Annotated in this window: 3 protein-coding genes; 2 read left to right on the forward strand and 1 reads right to left on the reverse strand. The window is 45.9% G+C overall.

The features are described from left to right. Positions 1–53: 53 nt before the first annotated feature. Complete coding sequence (locus tag MHB43_RS13895; protein WP_405132147.1) at positions 54–1,295, reverse strand: cytochrome P450; 1,242 nt, start codon at positions 1,293–1,295, stop codon at positions 54–56. A 216-nt stretch (positions 1,296–1,511) separates the two neighbouring features. Between MHB43_RS13895 and MHB43_RS13900 the strand changes: the two genes are divergently transcribed. Beyond that, positions 1,512–17,351: an amino acid adenylation domain-containing protein gene (locus MHB43_RS13900; RefSeq protein WP_405132148.1), complete on the forward strand. Its 15,840-nt coding sequence runs from the start codon at positions 1,512–1,514 to the stop codon at positions 17,349–17,351. A gap of 148 nt (positions 17,352–17,499) precedes the next feature. Next, complete coding sequence (locus tag MHB43_RS13905; RefSeq protein WP_405132149.1) at positions 17,500–25,338, forward strand: amino acid adenylation domain-containing protein; 7,839 nt, start codon at positions 17,500–17,502, stop codon at positions 25,336–25,338. Positions 25,339–25,402 lie beyond the last annotated feature (64 nt).

Here is a 25,402-nt window from a genome sequence, read left to right on the forward strand (position 1 = left end):
GCTCATGAATGAGCGACGCTTTTTTTTGATGATCTTACGATCTTACATAATGGTCATCTATTGTTCAAGCGGACAAGCAGTCGTTGAAGACCACGAAAGCCTACATTGGGAAGCCATTCGGGCTCATCCTGAATCCATTCCATATGGGGATACCTTGCGATTAGGCGGCTCATGGCAATCTCTGTTTCCATCATCGCCAACTGGGCACCGATGCAAGAATGAATTCCTACACCAAAGGCCAGATTTCGCGCTTCATTGCGTTCAATATCAAATAGATGAGGATCGGTAAATTTTCGCGGATCATGATTGGCTGAACCGAAGCAGAACATGATCAATTCTCCCTTTTTAATCTGCTGATCCAGAATTTCCATGTCTTCAAGGGCGGTTCTTACGGTAATCTGTGCAGGGCTTTCATAGCGAAGGACTTCCTGAATGGTGCTTTTAATCAGACCTGGAGAGTCTTTCAATTTCTGAAGTTGTTCCGGATGTTTCATTAGTGTAAACATGCCATTCCCAATCAGATTACGTGTGGTCTCATGTCCGGCGAAGAGCAGCATGGCACATTGCGCATGAATTTCTTCAATTGTCAGGTGCACACCATCATCATCAGTTGCTTCTATAAGATAAGTAATAAAATCTTCCTGAGGATGTATTTTTCGTTCTTCAATCACATCTGTCAAATAGGCAGTCAACAGAACCAAAAGATTTTGTGCACGCGTGACATCCTCATATGTAACCGTCATGGAACCGAACAAGTGAACGAGACTATCTGCACATTCGGCCACACGTTCATACTGTTCCTCAGGCAGACCCAGCAGTTTCATAATGACTTTGGTGGGAAGCGGGTAAGCATAATCCCGAATCAAATCCACCTCTTCTTTTCCTTCCATTTCATCAAGAGAGTCGTCGATCAGATCCATAATGTAGGGAGCCAGATTTTTGACCGACACGGAGAAGGCCTGGGTTAACATTTTGCGATATCTGATGTGAGAAGTGCCATCCTGAAGGGACATCCACATTGAAAACAGACGAATAAACTCCAGAATTCCATAGAGCTGTTGCTCCGAAAACTGGACTGCCCAATATTGTTGTGCCGTGTTATGGGAAATGCGTGGGTCTGCAATGTAATTGTTTACGGTTTCATATCCACCGATGTACCAAAGTCCTCCATACAGATTCACTTTGTGAATTTCGCCTTGCTGAATCAGCTGTCGATACACGTCATACGGATTACCGAAGAAGTTCTCATTATAGAATGTGGTTGGATCATTTACATCAATGACAGGTATTGACAAGTGGTTTCCTCCTTTTATCACGGCTTTTTTTGAAAAATAAAGGAAATTATACAAAAATAGAGTAGCATGTATACTAGAATCTGTCGAGTTATGCTCAGAATATTCGCCAAATTTTACTTTCATTTTACTTAATAAAGCAAATAAGTAAATAGATTGACATGGAAATTTTAGGATAATATAATAAAAGTATTCTGCTTGCAAAGGAAGGATATCGTTATGATTACTGGACATTCCAATATCAGAGAGAATCCGACAGTGAACGAGAATAGAACAGACTATCCCCGCAATCATACCATCCATCAGTTATTTCAAGAACAGGCCCGCTTGCATCCCGATGCCATTGCGGTAGCCTCAGACACCATTCAATATATGTACAAGGAAGTAGATCAGTATTCAAACCAGATTGCCGCACTTCTTCGTCAGAAGGGAGCAGACCGCGACAAAATAATCGGTATTATGTTAGAGAGATCCCCTGAAATGATAATTGCTTTAATAGCCGTTCTCAAATCAGGGGCTTCTTATTTACCGATTGATTCCGAAACACCTAGGGAACGAGTGAATTATATGCTCAAGGATAGTGGGGCATGTATGCTGCTGACATCTCATCCTGAAGAGAATTACATAGAATGTATCGGTTTGGAGGTTATTCATCCCACCATTGAGGATTATTGTGACTTTCCATCCGATGCATTGACGGATATTAATCAGGCAGAAGATCCGGCTTACATCATTTATACATCGGGATCAACGGGTCTCCCCAAAGGAGTGGTGATCTCTCATCGATCAGCCATTCGTGTTGTATGTAATACCAATTACATCACCATTACGGAGCAGGACCGCATGCTTCAGATGTCCAACTATTCATTTGATGCATCGGTGTTTGAAATATTTGGAGCCCTACTGAACGGAGCAAGATTGGTCATTATTCAGAAGGAAGAGGCACTTCACATGCCCAGCCTGGCCCGGTCCATTGAAAAAAATGGGATTACCGTTATGTTCATCACAACTGCTTTTTTTAATGCTATCGTGGAACGTGAAATATCCTGCTTCCAATCGGTTCGCAAAGTGCTCTTTGGCGGGGAAAGAGTTTCGTTAACACATGTAAAAAAAGCGCTTGATTATATGGGGAGCGATAAGCTTATTCATGTTTATGGACCTACGGAAAGCACGGTTTTTGCCACATATTATCCTGTAAATGAAATCGAAAAGGAAGCGCTTACAGTGCCGATTGGCATTCCAGTCGCTAATACCTCCGTTCTGGTATTGGATGAGCATGATCATCCCGTCCCTGTTGGAGCAACCGGTGAATTATGCATATCCGGTGATGGACTTGCGCTCGGTTATTTGAATAACGATGAACTCACAGAACAAAAATTCATTCCGCATCCCTTATTTACATCAGAACGGATGTACCGCACGGGTGATTTGGTTCGCTGGACGCCTGAGCATACCCTTGAATTTTTGGATCGAATGGATCAACAGGTGAAGCTTCGTGGTTTTCGGATCGAGCTGGGTGAAATTGAAACCCATTTGTCCCGGCATGATGCGGTAGCAGAGGCATTTGTCATGATGCGAACAAACGATGCAGGCCATGCCTATCTGTGTGCATATATGGTGTTGACCCAAGAAACCTCGATTGAGGAGCTGCGTCTTTTCCTGGAACAGAGAATACCGGAGTATATGGTGCCAAGCTATTATGTCAAACTGGAGCTGCTTCCGTTGACTGCTAATGGCAAGATTAACAAAAGTGAATTACCTGAGCCGGATAGCAGCATCCATTCAGGCAGGGAATACGTTGCTCCGACAACAGAGTTGGAACAACACCTGTCCATGATTTGGAAGGATGTACTACAGATCGAGCAATTGAGTGTAAATGACAGTTTTGCACATCTGGGCGGTCATTCCCTTAATGCCATTGAAGTGATTGCACGGATTAATGAGGATTTAAGTGCAAGTCTGCCATTAAACCAGCTTTTCCGTCTTGGAACGATCCAAAATATAGCAACATTTTTGGAAGAAAATAATGATGAGGATAACACGGAGGCTTACTTTACGGATCAAGGTGATCCTGCCAATATGCTTGAGCCATTTGGTCTTACGGGTATTCAGCTGGCTTATTTGATTGGACGTGACCCTGCATTTGAGCTGGGTGGAGCTGCAACCAATTTTACGGTCGAATTCGAGGCCGAGGCGGATATGGATTTGGTTAATGCAACTTTGCAGAAATTGATCAATAGGCATCCTATATTACGAACAGTTGTGTACGAGAACGGGACACAGCAAATATTGAAAAGTCCACCGTTATACACGGTAGAAGTGATAGACGTGTCAGAATGGGATACGGCATATCGTAGCTCGCAAATGGAAGCAGAGAGACAACGAATGATGACAAAAGTGATTGTTCCAAGCGATTGGCCATTATTTGAAATGAAAGCTTACCGGATGTCAGAGAATCAATATTATTTTTATCTGAATCTGGACCCGCTTATCTGTGATGACAGCAGCTTGAAACTGCTCATCAAGGAATTCAAATGGCTCTATGCGAACGGGGATCAGGAGCTGCCGGAGCTTCAATATAATTTCAGGGACTACGTTCAGGCAATGGCACGTTTCAAACAGTCTGCACGTTATTTCAAGGATCAGCGCTACTGGATGGACAAGCTGGAAGACTTTCCGGGTTCTCCGACTTTGCCGCTCAAATGTAATCCGGCAGACATAAACGTGCCCCAATTCAGCAAATTCTCGAACTTTATAACGGGTGAACATTGGAACAAGCTTAAACAGCAGGCAAGGCAGCATAACGTTACCCCAACTTCCATTTTATGCGCAGCCTATGCCTATGTACTTGCGCATTGGTCAAACCAGGAGAGATTTGGGGTCAACCTGACCGTATTTAACCGGATTCCGTTTCATGAAGATGTGAAGAGGATGGCGGGAGACTTTACAACGCTGATGCTGCTGGATATTGATGCCCAAAAATCTCTGAATTCGTTCTGGACATTTACAGAGTCAGTGCAACATTCATTGCTGGATGCATTGGATCACAGACATTATGATGGCGTTGATTTTATAAGACAATTGGGCAAAAAACATGATATGCACAAAAGAGCAGTCATGCCAATTGTATTTACAAGTGTCTTAAATGAAAATGTGGAAGATTCATTTGACGCTTTGTTTAACTTTGACCAGATCAAGTATTTCAGTACAAGAACCTCACAGGTTTATATTGATAATCAGGTCTATGAAATCAATGGCGGTTTGTATATCACATGGGACTTTGTGGATCAATTGTTTGAACAAGAAGTGATTGAATCTATGTTCCAGCAGTATCTGAACATTCTGAACCAAGTGATCTCTGCAACACAAGTTACCAAGCTTGAGTTAAGTCAAGCGAGCAGGCAACTCATCAAACAGTATAACGATACGAGCAAACCGTTTACTCTGAAGCCTCTGCATGACCTGTTAACTGCAACAGCGACCAGATTAGGAGATCGGGTGGCGATTCAGCATCATGAACGTTCCATTTGTTACATAGAGTTGGAACGCAGATCGAATCAGATAGCTAGGTATTTGATCGATCACGGAGTACAGCGGGGCGATTATATTGGTGTGTATGGCAAGAGATGCATTGACACCATTGTGAATATATTCGGTGTGCTCAAAGCGGGAGCAGCTTATATTCCGCTTGATCCGGACTATCCGGAGGAGCGTAAGCAATATATTCGCGAAAAGGCCAACTGTAAATTTTTCATCATGCCAGAGCTATATGAGACGGAATCGTTAGAAACCTACTCTGCGGAATCCATAAACAGCAGAGTGACGAATGATGATATGGCCTATGTTATTTTTACTTCTGGCAGCACGGGCAAGCCCAAAGGTGTGCAGATCAAGCACGGCGCAGCAGCCAATACGATCCTGGATATGAATGAAAGATTCAACGTAACATCCAGTGATCGAATGATGGGCATATCTTCATTATGTTTTGACTTATCCGTCTATGATATTTTCGGCGCAGTCAGCAGCGGGGCTTGCCTGGTTCTTATTGATGATCAGCGTGACATGTTTCAGCTCAAGAACGTGATGGAACAAGAAAAAATCACCATTTGGAATTCGGTTCCTGCTCTTATGGACATGTGTGTTGATCTGTATTCACCGGGAGAGCAGAACAACGACCTTCGTCTGGTATTGCTTAGTGGTGACTGGATATCTCTGCGGCTTCCTCAGAAAATAGTAGACGTATTTCCTGAATCTGAGGTGGTTAGTTTGGGAGGAGCCACTGAAGCATCGATATGGTCCATCTATTACCCAATCACGGCAGTGTCTGAGCAATGGAAGAGTATCCCTTATGGTAGACCACTAGCCAATCAACAAATTCATGTGCTGAACAGACAACTTCAACCATGCCCTGTAGATGTTGAGGGGGAATTGTACATTGGAGGAAGCGGTGTAGCAAGCGGTTATCTTCATGACGAGGAAAAAACAAGACAGTCATTCATTGTTCATCCACAGTTCGGGTACATCTACAAGACAGGCGATTTTGGTGTCCTTCGATCCGAAGGTTATGTGGAGTTCCTGGGCAGAAAAGATAGCCAGGTCAAAATCAAAGGTTATCGGGTAGAACTTGGTGAAATTGAGAACGTACTTTTGCAAGCTGAAGATGTGCAAAAGTCAGCCGTTATTGATCTTGCTGACGAGAACGGAGTCAAGAGCCTTTTTGCCTTTGTTGTTACAGATCAGGATGTGGACACACTGCCACTGAAAGCCCTTTTGCAAAGTAAATTACCAAATTACATGGTTCCGTCCATGTTCCTGAATGTAGATGAAGTTCCGCTTACTGCCAATGGCAAGGTCAACAAAGCGACACTTGAACAAGTGGCAAGGCAGCATCAACTCACTGTTCGTGAACATGCTGTAGTGGATACAGAGCCTGTCAATTCCATTCAGGAACAGCTGCTTCAGATCTGGAGTGATGTGTTTGGCTTGAAGCAGATTGGCCTGAACGTAAGCTGTTTTGATCTCGGCGGAGATTCGCTGAAAATTATGGCAATGGTGGCTGAAGTGAAGAAGCGTCTTCATGTTGAAGTTCCCATTGGCGAAATGTTCCGAAATGATACGATATACAGCTTGGAACAATACTTGGTTACCAAAGCACATGTCAAACCTGCTGTGATCATTGAGAAGTTAAGTCGCCGTGACCGGTATAAGGCTTCTGCAGCCCAGAGAAGCATGTACACCCTCTCGCTGCTTGAAAATAATAGGGGAGCTTATCACATTCCCATGGCGTTGCTTATGGAAGGAGAAGTACACTTCGTACGGCTTGAGAGAGCGCTTCAAACGTTTATTGAGAGGCATGAAATACTGAGAACTGGATTTGAAGTGATAGAGGATGAGCTTATTCAGACGGTTCATACAAACGTAGCCTTTGAACTTGAATATGATGATCTTGGAGAACTCGATACAAATGACCATGAACTCATTCGTTTGACAAGCAACCTGTGCAAACAGTCCACTCAAGCTTTTGATCTCCGCCAGCCTCCTTTAATGAGGGCAAAACTGGTGAGAATTGGCCATGGACGTCATTTGTTTATTATAAATTTCCACCATATTGTGGCTGACGGTACATCTCAAGGCATATTGATGAACGAATTGCTGGAGCTCTACAGTGGCTCAATTCTGCCAGACGTTGATGTGCATTATCAGGATTATACGGCATGGCAGGAACAGTACAGTCATTCGGATGAGATGGCGAAACAGGAGGCGTACTGGCTGGATATATATAGTAGTACCCCGCCAACACCTGAGCTTCCGTACGACTTCAAACGACCTGAAGTTAACAGGTATGAAGGAAACAACATCTACAATCACTTGGGCGAGAGCCTGACCTGCGACATCAGGCAGCTTGCCAAGGATACCGGATCAACGTTGTATATGGTGATGCTTAGTGCCTATTTCCTATTACTGCACCGGTATACACATGAGAAAGACCTGGTTGTGGGTACGGCTGCCTCTGGCCGTCTGCATGAGCCGTTACAACATATGTTTGGAGTATTTGTGAACACCATTGCATTGCGAAACCAGATGAACGAATCGGATACGGTCAGACAGTTTATTGAGCAAATCAAACAATCAACCGTAGCAGCCTTTGAACATTCAGAGTATGCATTTGATGAACTGGTGCGAAAAACAGGTGCGCAGCGTGAGTTCAATCGTAATCCGTTGTTTGACACGATGTTTTCGCTAGAGAACGCTTCGCTGTTTACTCGTGAAAAAGAGGGTATGCAGGTGTCGCCTGTCATGTTTAATCTGGATAATGCAAAATTTGATCTGACATTCAACATCCTTGAGTTTGAAAATGAAATCGTGCTTAACGTGGAGTACTCCACCGATTTGTTTGGTCAGGAAACCATTCAGCGCATGAGTGAAAACTATATTGCCTTAGTAGGCAACATGATATCCGGTCTGGAACAGCCGCTTAGCGAGATTGAAAGTGTGTCTCCGAGAGAAAGAGATCAGTTGATTCATACCTTTAATTCACCATCTATGGAGTATCCGTTGCATCAAACTGTGGATGAGCTCTTTGAACAGCAAGTGAGACGTACACCGGATCATGTTGCTCTGGTGATGGGCGAAAATCATGTAACCTATCGCGAGTTGAACCAACGAAGTGAACAGCTTGCTGATCTACTACGGAAAAAAGGAGTGCGTGATAACAACATCGTCGGGGTCCTCGCAGAGCGTTCAATCGATGCGGTGATCGGAATGCTGGCGGTTCTAAAAGCAGGCGGAGCATATTTGCCCATTGACCCAGCCTATCCAAATGATCGTATCCATTACATGCTTGAAGACAGTCAGACCCAATGGGTATTAACACCGAAGGAACGGTTTGAACATGTCGTTCAGGGAAAAGAAAGCTCTGTCCATCTCATTGATTTGCAGACTGAACTTTTGCAAACGGACGAATTTCTGGTCTCCTCTTCCTTGCAACCAATACGGGGGCAAAGTCGGGATCTGGCTTATGTCATTTACACATCAGGTTCCACAGGTCAGCCCAAGGGAGTGATGGTTTCACACCAATCGCTTGTTCATTTGTGTACATGGCATCATAAACGGTATCAGATTACCGATGCTGATCGCAGTGCCAGCTATGCAAGCTTGAGCTTTGATGCTTTTGTGTGGGAATTGTTCCCATACCTGTTGTCAGGAGCTTCCGTACATCTGATTCAGGATGAAATCAGGCTGGATGTGGTGCGCATCAATGATTACTTCCATCAGCATCAGATTAGTATTGCGTTCCTGCCTACAGCGATTTGCGAGCAGTTTATCCGGCAGGAGAATCGTTCCCTTCGAACATTGCTGACGGGGGGAGACAAGCTGAATTATTTTGAATCCCGAAACTATGAGGTTGTAAATAATTATGGACCAACTGAAAATACAGTCGTCACCACAAGTTTTACCATAGATCAGATGTATTCCAATATTCCTATAGGTCGACCACTGCCGAATACCAACGTGTTTATTCTGAGTGGCAGTGACCAGCTTTCGCCTATAGGGGTTCCGGGTGAATTGTGCATAAGCGGAGCCGGACTTGCAAAAGGGTATTTGAACAGGCCGCAGTTAACGGCAGAGAAGTTTGTTCAACATCCGTTTAATCCAGAACAACGGATGTATCGGACCGGAGATTGGGTTCGTTGGCTTTCGAATGGCAATATTGAATATTTGGGTCGTATGGACGATCAGGTGAAAATACGGGGATTCCGTATTGAGCTTGGAGAGATTGAACATCTGCTTTTGCAGAACCCAGGGGTGTTAGAGGCGACAGTTGTCGCGCATACAGACCCGGCAGGTTCGACATTTCTTTGCGGCTATGTGGTTTGTCATGAGGGGTATCCTGTGGGATTCATCGATGAGATTAAAGAAGAATTGACTCGGTGTTTGCCTTCGTATATGGTGCCTGCCCATCTCGTCATAATGGATCGTTTGCCTTTAACAGCTAATGGTAAAGTGAACCGTAAGGCATTGCCGATTCCGACACTATCGGACAACCGAACAGCTATCGCGTATGAACCACCAAGGAATCCGGTTGAAATTGCACTGGTCACTCTTTGGCAGGACATTCTAAAGATTGGAAATGTGGGTGTCCATGACCGGTTCTTTGATATTGGCGGACATTCCCTGCTGGCGACCATACTAATCTCCAGATTACACAAGGAGATGCAGGTAGAAATGCCACTGGTACAGATTTTCCGTACGCCTACAATCCGTGGCATGGCCCAATTCATTCTGGATCATAAAAAAAGCAAATATACATCTATTCCCCATGCGCCATTGCAGTCCTTGTATGATTTATCAGCAGCGCAGCAAAGAATTTATATTTTGAGCAATCTGGATCCTACGGATACAGCCTATAATATGCCTCTTGCTATGAAATTAAAGGGAAGCATAAATAAAAAACAATTGAATGAGGCGTTCTCCCGCCTGATTGCAAGACATGAATCGCTTCGAACTTCATTTGTCATGAATCAGGGTAAGCCTGCTCAACGAATTATGCCAAGCGTCGACTTTGAAGTTCAGTATAGTTCCCTCCATACCGCAGGGGAACCACCTGTTCTATCCGAGTGGGTACAACCTTTTTCATTAGAAAAAGCTCCGCTGATGCGGGCTGAACTTGTGCAAACCAAAGCAGATGAACATGTCCTTTTGTTTGACATGCATCATATGATTTCAGATGGAATTTCGATAGGGATTCTATTGCATGAACTGGCCGAGTTCTACAATGGCAAAAAATTGCCACCTGTCGCTACACAGTACAAGGATTATTCACTCTGGGTACACGAGCGACAATCTAACAGTGACTCGATGCGGCATGAGAAATATTGGGCTGATGTATTGAAGGAAGAGGTTCCGGTTCTTGACCTGCCTTTGGATTTTGCACGGCCGAAGACTAAGACGTTTAATGGTGATCAGATTCGTTTGCATCTGGATGAAACACTGACGGTTGCGCTTGAGCAGCTGGCCAATGATCAGGGAGCCACCATGTATATGCTGTTTGTCTCGGCATTTACAACGCTGCTCTCCAGATATACCGGACAGGAAGATATCCTGATTGGTACGCCGGTATCAGGTCGGAATCATGATGATCTCAACCGTGTTGTCGGCATGTTTGTAAACACAATAGTTCTCAGAAATGCGCCGCTGGGCCATTATACCTTCCAGCAATATCTGGAACAGGTGAAGGAGAACACACTTCAGGCCTATGAGCATCAGGAATATCCATTTGAACGTTTGGTGGAACAGGTTGATGTGAAGCGTGATCCTTCACGCAATCCACTGTTTGACGTCATGCTTGTTCAAAATACAGATCATCTTGATCTCCAGATGAACGATGTAGAGGCCGGTTTGCTTGAAGATGGCATTCAACGTTCCAAATTTGATATGACGGCCAGAATGAACAAAACCAACCTGAGCTGGAATCTCGAACTGGAATATAACACGGATGTGTTCCGGGCGGAGCGTATTCAGCGCTTTGCTGAACATTTTGTCGAGATATTGAGACAGGTCGCTGCTGCTCCAGAAGTACGACTGGATCAATTGGATATTCTGACGCAACCTGAGAAAACCGTTCTGACAGGGTTCAACCCGCCGAGACAGGCCTATGAACGGGACAAAACATTGGTCCAGATGTTTATGGAGCAGGTTGAACACAATCCGGACAACATCGCTTTAGTTTTCGAGAATGAACAGCTGACCTACCGCATTTTGAATGAGAGGGCGAATGTCCTGGCTTGCGAGTTACGTCAGGAAGGAGCAGGACCAAATCACATTGTAGCTGTGATGGTTGAGCGCTCCATAAATATGATCGTTGCGATTGTAGGTGTGCTCAAATCAGGCGCGGCTTACATGCCGATCGATCCTGAACTTCCTACTGAGCGTAAGCGTTATATGCTGACTGACAGTGGTGCGCGTTTATTATGTACAGCAGATCATTCCATGGTGGATGACCTTGTGTTTGAAGGTACAGTTATTTTATTGGATGCATTGGATCGTTCAGGGCTACGTGAACCAGTACGTGAACCGGACTTGATCAACCATTCCAGCGATGCGGCTTATGTCATTTATACTTCGGGTTCTACTGGCAAACCCAAAGGCGTCGTTGTTGAACATTACAATGTTCACAATCTGGTGGACGGATTGGTGGAAGCGATATATCAGCACTATGAGACCCCTTTGAATATTGCATTGATTGCGCCATATATCTTTGATGCCTCGGTGAAGCAGATTTTTGCTGCTTTGCTGCTGGGACATGCACTGCATATCGTGCCTAAGAGCACAGTCTGGGAAGCAGATCTTTTGCTGAATTATTATGCTCATCATCATATTCATGTGTCCGATGGTACGCCTGCTCATCTGAAATTGCTCACTCTGGCCTCGAACGGATGCAAACAGCAGTATGAACTGCAAGAGCTGATCATTGGTGGGGACGTGCTGACCTTCGACCTTCTCGATGAAGTATATACCACGCTCCCTGGAATGAGAGCAAACGTTACAAACGTATATGGACCGACGGAATGCACGGTGGACGCGGCTTGGAACAGAATCATGTATGGGATAGGCGAGCGATCAGGAACGATTCCGATTGGTAGACCGATCCGGAATACAAGTATTCTGATTATGGATCGTTACAATCGTCCTCAGCCGGTTGGTGTACCCGGTGAGCTGTGTATTTCTGGTGAAGGTGTAGCACGCGGTTACTTGAATCAACCGGATCTTACGGCAGAGAAGTTTGTGGACTCACCTGTAGACAACGATCGGAAAATGTATCGTACAGGCGATACCGCCAAATGGCTACCGGATGGAACCATTGAATTTGTTGGTAGACAGGATGATCAGGTTAAAATCCGTGGTTATCGAATTGAACTGGGGGAAGTGGAGTACCAGTTAACCCGCCTGGAGGTAATTCAAGAGGCGTTTGTTAATGCAGGTCAGGATGACCGCGGTAATGATTATCTCAGTGCGTATATTGTAATTGCTGATCCGGAGATCTCCATTATGGACGTTCGTGAGAGACTTGAGTTACAGGTTCCTTCATATATGATACCAGCCCATTTTGTCAAAATGGATCACTTGCCAAGAACGGTAAGCGGAAAAGTCGATCGCTCTCGACTTCCTGAACCGGGCAACCGCATACTGGATGACGCGAAGTATGAACCAGCGAGGAATGACAAAGAGCAGAAGCTTGTTCAGATATGGGAGAACATCTTGAATCTGGATTCCATTGGGATTCATCACAACTTTTTTGTTATGGGTGGGGATTCCATCAAGGCACTTCAGACGATTTCCGGATTGTCCAAGCTGGGTTTGAAAGTAGAGATGAAGGATCTCTTTGCCAACCCGACGATCCGGCAGCTTAGTCCATATGTTAAGCAGTCCCAGACCCCAACTACTGGGAATGCTGAGGTGACAGGTGAGGTTTTCCTAACGCCCATTCAGCAGCGCTTTTTTGCAAGAAACGATACGGATCACAACCATTACAATCAGGCTTTTATGTTATTCAGGCAGGATGGGTTCGATCAGAACGCCATTCGGCTTAGTTTCGATAAACTGATGGAGCATCATGACGTGTTAAGGATGGTTTATGAATATAACTCTTCTGGAGAAATGATCCAGACTATCCCGAGCTATAGAAGCGGTATGTTTGAGTTCGATATTGTGGATGTCAGAGGCGCAGCACAACCAGAGGCAGAGGCATTCATTGAAGAGCAGGCATCGTTATTGCATAAGAAAATGCGGATTCATGAGGGACAGCTCGTTAAACTCCGGCTCTTCCGGCTTGATGAAGGCGATCACCTGTTAATTACTATTCATCATTTGGTCATGGATGGTGTGTCCTGGAGAATTTTGCTCGAAGATTTTGAATGGTTATACATGCAAGGGGTTGAACAAAAGCCGTTTGATGTGGGACCCCAAACCGTCTCGTACCAGCAATTTGCTGCTGCATTAAGGTCTTATTCCAAACATCACCTTTTGCAAAAGGAGCAGGCCTTCTGGAACAAAGTGTCTAGTGTGTATACGCCATTCCTGGATTCTCAGCGCCAAACAACGTACACGGTCAATGACCATGGTCATAGCGCTACCCTTGTATCTGAGCTTGATCGTGAACAAACCGGCTGGCTTCTTCAACAGACAAACAGAGCCTACCAAACCGAGATTAATGACATTCTGTTGACTGCACTTATGCTAAGTGTAACCGAGATGACTGCTCAAGCCCGGTTTAAAATTATGCTGGAGGGACATGGCCGACAAGCGCTCGCAACCGAGATGGATGTCAGCAGAACGGTGGGGTGGTTTACATCCGTATATCCGGTGGTATTTGACCTGTTTCAGGAGCCGGAATTGCCCGAGGCAATTAAAACAGTCAAGGAAACACTGAGAGCCGTTCCCAATAAAGGCATCGGATACGGAATTCTCAAGTATATGGCTGCTGATCAGCATGGTTTTGCAGATGAAAAGGAAGCACCTATTTTGTTCAATTATATGGGTGAACTGGACAGCAGTCTGGAACGGAGCTTGTTCAGTTCGTCATATATCCCGGTAGGACAAACGATGGGTGGGCAACTCATCAGAGCTCATGATTTTGAAATAAATGCAGTTGTAATAGATGGGAAGTTCACCATTCATACGACTTACAGTGATGGAGTATACGAAGCTGGGATTGCTGAAAAGCTTAATCGGTTGTTCATGTATAACTTGTATCAAATCGTTCAACACTGCCGGAACAAGCAGGGCTCAGAGAGAACCCCGTCCGATTATGGGAAGCATCCTGTGTCCATAGCGGAGTTGGAAGCCATACAAAATAGAGTTGATCCACTTGTGATCAGCAAAATTTATCCGTTGACCCTTATGCAATCCGGCATGTTGTACCATTCACTGGAGCAAGAAACATCACACGCCTATTTTGAGCAGGTATTTGTGGAATTAAAGGGTAACGTTGATGTGGAGATATTGAAATACAGCTTAGGGCGGGTGATACAGCGTCACGAAGGGCTTCGTTCCATATTTGAATATCATCTTGTGCAGCAACCTCGCCAGCTTATTATTGACCAGCAGCAGGCTGAATGGTTGATGCTGGATTGGACCGGAAAGAGCCAGGATGAACAGCTTCAACGGATGGAGCAGTTCATGACTGCTGATCAGGAAAGAGGGTTTGATCTCAGCCGGGAGTTATTAATCAGATTTTGTCTGATCTCCAGAGGGGCGGATGCGTTCACGCTGGTCATCAGTCATCATCATATTTTGCTGGACGGTTGGTGTCTGGACATCCTGATTCGTGAAATGTTTGAGATTTATGCCAGTCAGCAGGCTGGGCAGCCTGAAATGTTGGAAGAAACCAGGCCGCTGGGGGACTACCTCGACTGGCTTGATCAACAGAACAAGGAGGAAGCACTGGCGTATTGGAAACAGTATCTCCAAGGCTACTATGAACGAGTCTCTTTGCCCAAAACAGGGACTAACCTGGATACAGCAGCGCCAACGTTGCGGGAGCAGGAAATTCAATTCCCGCGTGAACTCACAAGTCGGCTAAAACAGTTCGCTGTGAACCATCAGGTTACATTTAATGCGTTGATTCAGGCAATATGGGGCATGGTCTTGTGCAGATACAGTGGTACAGAAGATGTCGTATACGGCACAGTCATTTCCGGGCGAGACGCAGATGTTGAAGGAATAGGGAATATGGTCGGGTTGTTTATTAACACGATTCCTACGAGGGTGAAGCTTGAATCGGATGAGCTTTTTGCCAATGTTCTCCGCAGGGTTCAACAGGAAGGGATGGAAGGTCAAAAGTATGGCTATGTTCACCTGGCAGATATACAGGATCAAAGTGAATTAAAAGCTGATTTGCTTGACCATGTACTGGTATTCCAAAATTTTGGTAATGAACAGGCTGCGAGCCTTGCGGCGGAGCATGTGACAGGAGTAACGCTGGAGCGCGTTTATGGCAACGAGCACACGCACTATGATTTGAGTGTAACTGCTGTCCTGGACGATACATTCAGACTTAAATGGTCTTATAACTGTAACGTTCTGGATTCAGATCTGATGAATAGTCTGGGTGATCATGTTCTCTGTGTGGCGGAGCAAATTAGTGCAAACCAGGATATTCGAGTAAAAGAGATTACTCTTATTGGTGAGCGGGATAGACCTAAGATGGAGCTGTTATCCCATGGTCCGATGACACCATTTCCCAAAGAAAAGACATTATCTCAGCTATTCGACGAACAGGCAGAGCGAACTCCGGATGCAGTTGCATTGGTCATGCATGAAAAACAGTTCACCTACCTGGAGCTGCAGGAGAAATCGAATCAGATGTCGGAACGTTTGCGCATGCAAGGCATTCAGCAATCGTCCATCGTAGGGTTAATGGTACAACGCTCTTTCGAGATGATAATAAGTATACTTGGAATTCTCAAAGCCGGGGCAGCCTATTTACCGATCGATCCCGAATGGCCAAAAGCGCGCATTATGCACATGCTGCATGACAGCGGTGCCGCCTTGCTGCTTACGGAGAAACAATGGATGGAGGATTTCACAGGCGTCACTGAAGTCATGAATGTACATGCCAATGTTGAAGACACCATCCGATTAGAGAGCATAGGCATGAAGGAATCAGCACCAACCTTGGCATCCGAGGATAAGGCCGGAGACGATCTGGCTTATATTATCTACACTTCGGGCTCTACGGGGAAACCAAAAGGTGTAATGATCTCCCATGCCAATGCCATTCGGGTAGTGAAAGATACAAATTATATTCAGATCTCTGCATCCGATTCGATATTGCAGCTTTCAAATTATGCCTTTGATGGCTCGATATTTGACATCTTTGGAGCACTATTAAACGGCGCGAGGCTGGTCATGATTGAACAGGAGACACTGCTGGATATTAACCAATTGTCCAAAGTGCTGACAGAGGAGAGAATTACGGTCTGTTTTATGACGACTGCTTTGTTCAACCTGCTGGTTGATCGTGCGCCTCATTGTTTGCTTGGACTTCGAAAACTCCTGTTTGGAGGGGAGCGGGCTTCGGTCTCCCATGCCCGAAGAGCTCTTTCTCATATGGGAGCAGATAAACTGATTCACGTATATGGTCCTACGGAAAGTACAGTGTTTGCAACAAGTTACCCTGTACAAGCCATAGGTGACAATGATGGAAGTCTTCCGATTGGCAAGCCCATTGCGAACACATCTGCATGGATTCTGGACGACAATCAACAGTTTGTTCCAAATGGAGTACCTGGAGAGCTTTATCTCTCAGGTGATGGATTAAGTCTCGGTTATCTGAACAATGAAGAGCTGACTGAAGCCAAATTTGTCAACAATCCATATCAGCTTCATGGACGAATGTACCGTACTGGTGATCGGGTACGCCGACAGTCTGACGGAATGATTGAATTTTTGGAGCGAATGGATCATCAGGTGAAGCTGAGAGGTTATCGGATCGAGCTTGGGGAGATTGAACAGGTACTGATTTCGCATGAGCATGTCCGTGAAGCCACGGTTGTAGCTGTCAAAGATTCGGGTGGGCAGGATACATTGTGTGCTTACCTTACCGTCCTGAAAGAAATCAATCGGGTGGATATGCAATCCTATATGGAAGCCCGTTTGCCAGGCTATATGGTTCCTTCCTATTTCAAGGTATTGGAGCAGCTCCCACTTACGCCAAACGGGAAAATAGACCGCCATGCGTTGCCTCGCCCTGAGATCGCAGTCAAATCAGAGACAACGTATGAGGCACCTTCCAATTATGTGGAGGAACAGCTAATAAACATATGGGAAGAAGTGCTGAATGTGAAGCCGATAGGCACCGCCCACCATTTCTTTGAATGCGGCGGGAACTCCCTGAAAGTGATGCATGCAGTTCAGTTGACTAACCGAAAGTTGCAAATGGAATTAAAAATCAGTCAATTTTTTGAGTATCCAACGATTAAACAACAGGCCTCTCATATATTGGGCGGTAGCACAGCTGGCCCTGATGTGAATGAATATGTGGAAGAAGAGATTTAGCAGTTCGTTCTTTATGTACAATAAATGAGTCAATGATCCGTGAGAGACTGCATCACAGATAGCCCCTTCATTAGATGCGGTGTAGAGGTGCAGTTTCTCCCGGAATTCCACGTCTTAGGCGTCATACTGAAAGGAATGGTGAATTCCTATGAACATAGCGGAGTTTATGAATCATTTACAGAAGAAGAACGTGAAATTGTACCATCAAGACGGAAAAATCAAAATGATTGGACCGCGTGAGGAAATCAATGCTGATCTTAAATCACAGATTAAAGAACACAAACAGGCTCTAATTCAGTTTCTGGTCCATCAGGAAGAAGTGTGGAATGCGCCTATTCCAAAGGCTCAAGAATCGACCAACGAGATGTACCCCCTGTCCAGAGCTCAGAAAAGAATGTATATTCTGCATCAAATGGACGATCAGGGAATTGCTTATAACGTTCCAATGGCGGTGAAGCTGACGGGTCATCTCGAACTGGATTTACTTGAAGAAGCGATTGGGCGCGTGATGGAAAGACATGAAGCACTTCGAACGTCATTTGTGGATGATCGGGGTGAGCCTGCTCAGAAGATTCACCCTAAAATTCGGTTTAAGCTTGATTTCAGTGAACGGAATGATTTAGATATCTTGGTCAAGATCAAACAATTTATTCGACCTTTTGATCTAACGCAGGCTCCGCTGCTGCGGGCGGAACTGGTTCGCTTGGATCAAGATCAGCATGTACTGCTCATGGATATGCATCATATTGTATCCGATGGGATGTCATTTGCGTTGTTTTTGAATGAACTGGCTGAACTATACAGTGGAAAACCGTTGACACCTGTTTCCATCCAGTACAAGGACTATGTAGCATGGGAGAAAGCCAAAGAACGTTCAGGTGATCTGAAGAAGCAGGAGACATATTGGCTGGATACGCTGAGCGGGGAACTGCCACAACTTCAAATGCCTCTGGATTATGCCCGCCCGCCAGAGCAAAATTATGCCGGTCAGCGAATGGTTACCCAATTGGATCAGGAATTAACGAGAAATTTGCAGCGTCTTGCCGATGAGCATGACGTAACGATGTACATGCTGCTTTTATCAGCCTACGCAGTCCTTTTATCTAAATATACTGGACAGAAAGACATTATCGTGGGTACCCCGATCGCAGGCAGGTCGAATGAACATCTCAAATCAGTAATGGGTTTGTTCACCAATACAATAGCAACAAGACATAACATCGACCCGGAACAGACATTTGTCGCGTTTTTGAATCAGGTGAGAAGGCATACCTTATCTGCATATGAGAATCAGGATTATCCTTTTGATGAACTGATTGAAAAACTGAACTTACCTATGGATCGGAGCAGACACACACTGTTTGATACAATGTTTGATTTGCAGCACGCCGAGGGTTATGTGTTCCCACTTGGTCAGCTTCAAGCGGAAATGTGTGAATTCGATCTACCGGTCTCCAAATTTGATCTCAGTCTCACCGTAATTCATTACGGAAGTCACATGAAACTGGATCTGCAATATGCTTCCGGATTGTTTGCCAAAAATAGCATGGAACGTTTTTTAAGTCACTTGATGAATGTGTTGAATGAGATTGCGTTGAACGTCACGCAAAAGGTAAGTCAGCTTCGCATGTTGTCAAGTCATGAAGAGGATCAGGTGTTGTATGAGTTTAACAGCAAGCGAGTGGATTCGTACCAGGGTACCTTAAATGATTGGTTTGAAGAACGCGCTGCATCTACACCTGAACGGATCGCAGTAGTCCACGGGGAAAAATCCATGTCGTATAAGCATCTTAATGAACGAGTAAACAAGCTGGCACGCCTGCTTCGAATGAGAGGGGTAAAGCCCGATTCGATCGTTGGTGTTATGGTGGAGCGTTCCTTGGATATGATTGTTGGGATACTTGCAGTTCTTAAAGCGGGGGCTGCATATATGCCGATTGATCCTGAACTGCCTGATGACCGAGTATTATACATGCTCAGGGATAGCGAGGCCGTGTTGCTTTTGAACGGGCGTCCTTTGAGAGACAAGCTCCACATCACATCCGAGCTGGAGATGGACGACCCGGAAATTGAACGTATGGAACCACACAATCTGGAAGGTGTTAATGAGCAAGAAGATTTGGCCTACGTGATTTACACTTCCGGTTCAACGGGTGCACCTAAAGGGGTCATGACCACTCATGGAAATGTATTGAACTATATTTCTACATTTTTGGACAGAGTACCGCTAACAGAGGAGGATGCGGTTCTTCAGGTAGTGTCCTTTTCTTTCGATGCGTTCACTGAGGAAGTATTTCCGTTGCTGGCTGTATCCGGGCGTATTGTCCTGAGTGACAATTTAAACGAAACGCATGTGGATGACCTGGTTATGCAGATTGAAAAAGAGAACATCACTGTCTTAAGCTGTTCCCCGCTCCTTCTAAACGAGTTGGACAAAAACAGGCATCTGCGTCCACATGCCAACATGAAATTTATCAGTGGCGGGGATGTCCTGAAATACGAATATGTCCGGAATATGGTCGGTTCGGCTCAGGTGTACAATTCATATGGACCTACCGAAGCAACGGTATGTGCTACATATTATCGTGTGATGCCACAGGACGAAGGAAGAGTGTCAATTCCCATAGGCAGTCCTCTTGGTAACTATGAGGTGTTTATACTTGATGAACATCAACAACCCGTTCCGATTGGTGTAGCAGGGGAATTATATATCGGCGGAGCAGGGGTCGCTAAGGGATATCTCAACCTTGCCAAGCTCACACAATCCCGTTTTGTAGATCATCTGCTTGCATCGGGGAACAAAATGTACCGCACCGGGGATATGGGGAGATGGCTTCCGGATGGAAATATCGAGTTTCTTGGAAGAAATGATGAACAGATTAAAATCAGAGGATATCGCGTTGAAATTCGGGAAGTGGAGCATCATCTGGCAGATCATCCCGATGTAAGCGACGCTGTAGTTATAACTCAAAAAGACCAACAGGGTCAGCTCTGCCTATGCGCTTATATTGTCTGGAATTCGCCAGAACATGGACATGGCTTTGATGAACTGAAAACACATGCGAGAGAACGATTGCCAGCTTACATGATTCCTTCATGGTTTATGAGCTTGGAGCAAATTCCGCGTACCCTCAATGGTAAAGCGGACCTTAACGTTTTGCCCCATCCCGATGTGGACAGCATGGCCAATACGACGTATGTGGCCCCAAGCAATGAGCTGGAATGTATATTGGCATCCATTTGGGAAGAAATATTGGAACTTCGGCCGATTGGTGTAGATCATAGCTTTTTTGAACTGGGTGGTCAGTCTTTGAGAGCATTTGCCATGATGTCAGCCATTCAGAGAAAGTTAGAGCTTCGGATTACACTCAAGGATATCTTTAACATGCCTACAATCAGGCAGCTGGCTGCATGGCTTCTAACAGTGGAGACACAGCGCACTTGCCCAATCCAAAAGGCAAACGAAAAACCGTATTATCCATTGTCCGCAGCACAGCGAAGACTTTACATTCTGGATCGGGTGCAGCAAACGGGTTTGATGTATAACATGCCACTTATTATCCGTTTGTCCAAAGAAGCTGAACAGGTACGAATGGAGCAGACATTGCTTGAAATGATTCATAGACATGAAGGGCTGAGAACTTCTTTTACAGAAATCGATGGTGAGCCCGTGCAGCATATTCATGCCCAAGTGAACTTCTATCTTCTTGTAGGCAGCGGGTTGCAAAAGGATTTCGATCCGTTCATACATTCATTTATCCAACCCTTTGATCTGGAGAAGGCCCCTTTGTTCAGAGCTGCATTATGGCGAACAGAGACCAGCCAATATTTATGTCTTGATATTCATCATTTGATTTCAGACGCGGTGTCCATGGATATCCTTATCCAGGAAATAGGGCAAATCTATGAACATAAACAATTGGCACCATTAACCCTTCAATATAAAGATTATGCTGAATGGTCTCTGGCCCCGGAACAACAGGAACAAAGGCAAGAGCACCAGCAATACTGGACAGACAAGCTTAAAGGTGAATTGCCCGTGTTAAATTTGCCGCTTGATTTCTCCCGACCTGCGATTCAGAGTCATGAAGGAAACCGGCTTCAATTTGCAGTGGATTCCGAACTGACACAAAAACTGCGTTTGCTGGCTGCCGAAAACGGTGTAACGCTGTTTGTTTTGCTGTTAACCGCATATACGATACTTCTTGCCAGGTACACTTCCCAGGATGACATCATTATAGGGACTACGGTGGCAGGACGAGAGCATCCGGAATTGGAAGATATGGTGGGCATGTTTGTTAATACGCTGGCATTACGCTTCTATCCTGAACCCGATATGTCCTTGCAGCAGTTGCTTCATCATATTAAGGATACTACGCTTGAGGGCTTTGCCCATCAGGACTATCCGTTTGATGAACTGGTAAGCAAACTTGAAGTGAAAAGGGATGCAAGCAGGAGTGCGCTATTCGATACACTGTTTACTCTTCAGGCTGAACAGACAACGGGAATGGACGCTAATGATTTGCTGGCTGAATACTATCCGTTCAGTCACCCCACAGCCAAGTTTGATCTGAGCGTAACCGCGTTGGAAACAGCGGAGGGTATAGAGATGTTTTACGGGTATGCCTCTAGGCTGTTCAAAGAAGAGACCATTGAGAAACTGGCTGGGCATTATAACGAAATTTTGAAAGAAATTGTAAAAGATACTCAACGCACCATTGGTGAGATCAACATGGTGACGGAAAAGGAAAGGGAGCTGCTGCTGTACCAGTTCAACAACAATGTTCGGGACTACGCCCAACGAAAGTCCGTTCCGGAACAGATTGCAGACCATGCAATTCATTTTCCCAATAAAGTAGCTGTTGTATATGATGGGCAACAACTAACCTATAGCGAACTGAATGAACGGGCTACCGATGTTGCGGAAGCTCTGCTGGATCTTGGATTGCATAAAGAAATGCCTGTAGGCATTATGATGAATCGTTCATTGGAAATGATGGTTGGTTTACTCGGTATTCTCAAATCGGGTGGGGCATATATGCCTTTGGACCCTGCCTTTCCCGAGGACCGCATTCGCTACATGCTCGAAGATAGCGGTGCCAGCGTGGTTGTAACTCAAGAGCATTTGTTGTCCCAAGTGAAAAAATACAGTCATTCCATTAAAACTCTGGTGCTTGACAGTTCTTGCTCACCATTACAGAGCATTGAGGAGAAGGGCGGCCGCCAGGAGCGGAATGTTGTGTCCCGAATAAAGCATGATGACCATGATTTGGCCTACATCATTTATACCTCAGGCTCAACCGGATTGCCAAAAGGTGTATTAATTGAGCATGGATCATTCGCCAATTTATGTTATGGCTTCAGTGAATCTCAGCAGATCACGGAGCGAGATCGTGCAGCTAATTATTTGCAAATTACTTTTGATGGGTCTATTATCGATATTTTTCCGACATTGGTGGTGGGGGCCGAGCTGCACATCATCCCATCTCAGCTGCGCCTGGATATGTCACGACTAAATGCATATTTGAATGCACACTCCATTACATTGATCACGTTGCCGCCCAAGGTGTGTGAAGTTTTTATCCATCAACCTAATACCTCATTGCGTTTGCTAATTGCTGGAGGAGAACAGCTGAAACTTTCGTTTCTTCCTGACTACCCGCTGATCAATGCATATGGGCCTACTGAGAACACAGTCGCTACCACCTACCAACGGGTAGATCAGGTTCACGGCAATATTCCGATTGGCAAGCCGCTCCCCAACATCTGGACGTACGTGATGAATAGTGATCATCAACTGTGTCCAGTTGGTGTAGCAGGAGAGTTATACATTGCCGGCAACAGTGTAGCCCGGGGTTACCTTAATAATCCGGACATGACTTCGGAGAAATTTGTGGACAACCCGCATGAACCCGGCGGCAAAATGTACCGGACAGGTGATCTGGTGCGCTGGCTGCCTGGTGGCCAACTGCAATTTTTGGGGCGTACCGATCAACAGGTGAAAATCCGTGGATACCGGATTGAGCTTGGCGAGATCGAGCAACAACTGCTGAAACATCCGGCCATCCGGGAAACAGCGGTTCTGGCTCATCAGGACCCGCAGGGAAATGGGGCGCTGTGCGCCTATGTTGTATCCAAAGGTGAAGAAGTGTGGACAGCTGCTACCGTTCGGGACTGGCTGGAAGCGGAACTGCCGGATTATATGATCCCGGCCTATGTGGTGCAGCTGGATCAGCTGCCGCTGACGTCCCATGGCAAGCTGGACCGCAAGGCGTTGCCAGAGCCGGACCACCATCTGCCTGCCGGGCCGGAGACGGAAGCACCGCGTAGCGAGGTGGAGCGCATACTGGTGGAAGTTTGGCGTGATGTGCTGAACATGGAGGAGCTAGGCATCAATCACCAGTTCTTTGTTTCCGGGGGAGACTCCATCAAGGCACTCCAGATCGGATCACGTCTGGCCCGAGCGGGACTGCGGATGGAGGTCCGGGATTTGTTCGCCTACCCAAAGATTCGGGATCTCTCCCCGTATGTGAAATGGGATCAACGTGAGCGCCAGAGCCAGGAGCCTGTGGAAGGAGAAGTGCAGCTGACCCCGATTCAGCAGTGGTTTTTTGCGAACAACACGACGGAACGAAATCACTTCACGCAGTCCTTCATGCTGCATCGGGCGACCGGGTTCAAGCCGGACGTGCTGGAACCAGTGCTGGATCGGTTGCTGGAGCATCATGATGCGCTGCGCATGAGATATGAGATACAACCAGATGGGAGTATCCGCCAATTCAACCGTCCGGTTCAAACTGGAGAGCGGATGTATACCTTGCACCGATTTGATATACGGGACTGGAATGAACCGGAGCGTCAGGTCTATGAGGCGGCTACCCGGGTGCAGCAGGCATGTAACCTGGAAGAGGGCAAGCTGGTGCAGGTTGGTTGGTTTGAAGCCGAGGACGGAGACCATCTGCTGCTGGCGATTCATCACCTGGTCGTAGACGGGGTGTCCTGGCGAATTCTGTTGGAGGATATGGAAGTGCTGTATCAGCAGGCGGAGCGGGGAGAAGCGCTGGATGCGGGCGAGAAGACGGATTCTTACCAACGCTTCGCAGAAGCTGTGCAGGAGTACGCGAACAGCCCACAGGCTGCGAAGGAGCGAGCCTACTGGAGCAGGCTTGCTGCGGAGGGAGCTGGACTGAACCTGGGAGAACGGGAGGAAGCAGCAGGCCCGGATCGATTTGCGGACAGCCAAACCCTGCAAAGCACCCTGAGTGCGGAGGTCACCCGGCAGCTGCTGCGGGAGAGCAACCGGGCCTATCAGACGGAGATCAATGATCTGTTACTCAGTGCGCTGTACCTTGCGGTGCGTAAGCTGACGGGTGAGCTGAAGCTGAAGGTGAACCTGGAAGGCCATGGCCGGGAGGATGTGCTGGAGGGTATCGATCTCAGCCGCACCGTGGGCTGGTTTACGACCCTGTACCCGGTTCTGTTGGAGGGTGAAGCGGAGGACGAACTTTCGACCACCATCAAACGGGTGAAAGAGGGATTAAGGAAGGTACCGCATAAAGGCTTTAGCTATGGAGCGCTGAAATATGTGGCCCAGATGCCGGAGTTACAGGCGGAGAAGAAGGCTCCAATTCTATTTAACTATTTGGGAGAGATCGGAGCATCCGCAAATTCCGGGTGGGTTCATGCTTCACATTTTAAACCGGGAGAAAGCATGGGCGAGCACATTGCACGCATGAACCCGATTGAGCTGAATGTAGCCATCTATAACGGAAGCCTGGCCCTTAGCACAACCTATACCAAGTCTGCGTTTTCAGAAGAAATGATTCTTAATTTAAACCATTATTATATCGAAGCAATTGAACAAGTGATTGATCACTGTATCAGCAAAGAACATACGGAGAAGACATCTACCGACTATGGATTTAGTGACTTGTCATTAGAGGATCTTGAAGATTTATTAAGCGAATATGAGCTGATTGAGGATTAATATTTGTCTATTTTCATCCCATGTTTAGGACAGCTTAGGTACGATCCAATAAGGAGATGATATC

The organism is Paenibacillus sp. FSL H8-0317 (genome assembly GCF_045040685.1).
GTDB lineage: Bacteria > Bacillota > Bacilli > Paenibacillales > Paenibacillaceae > Paenibacillus.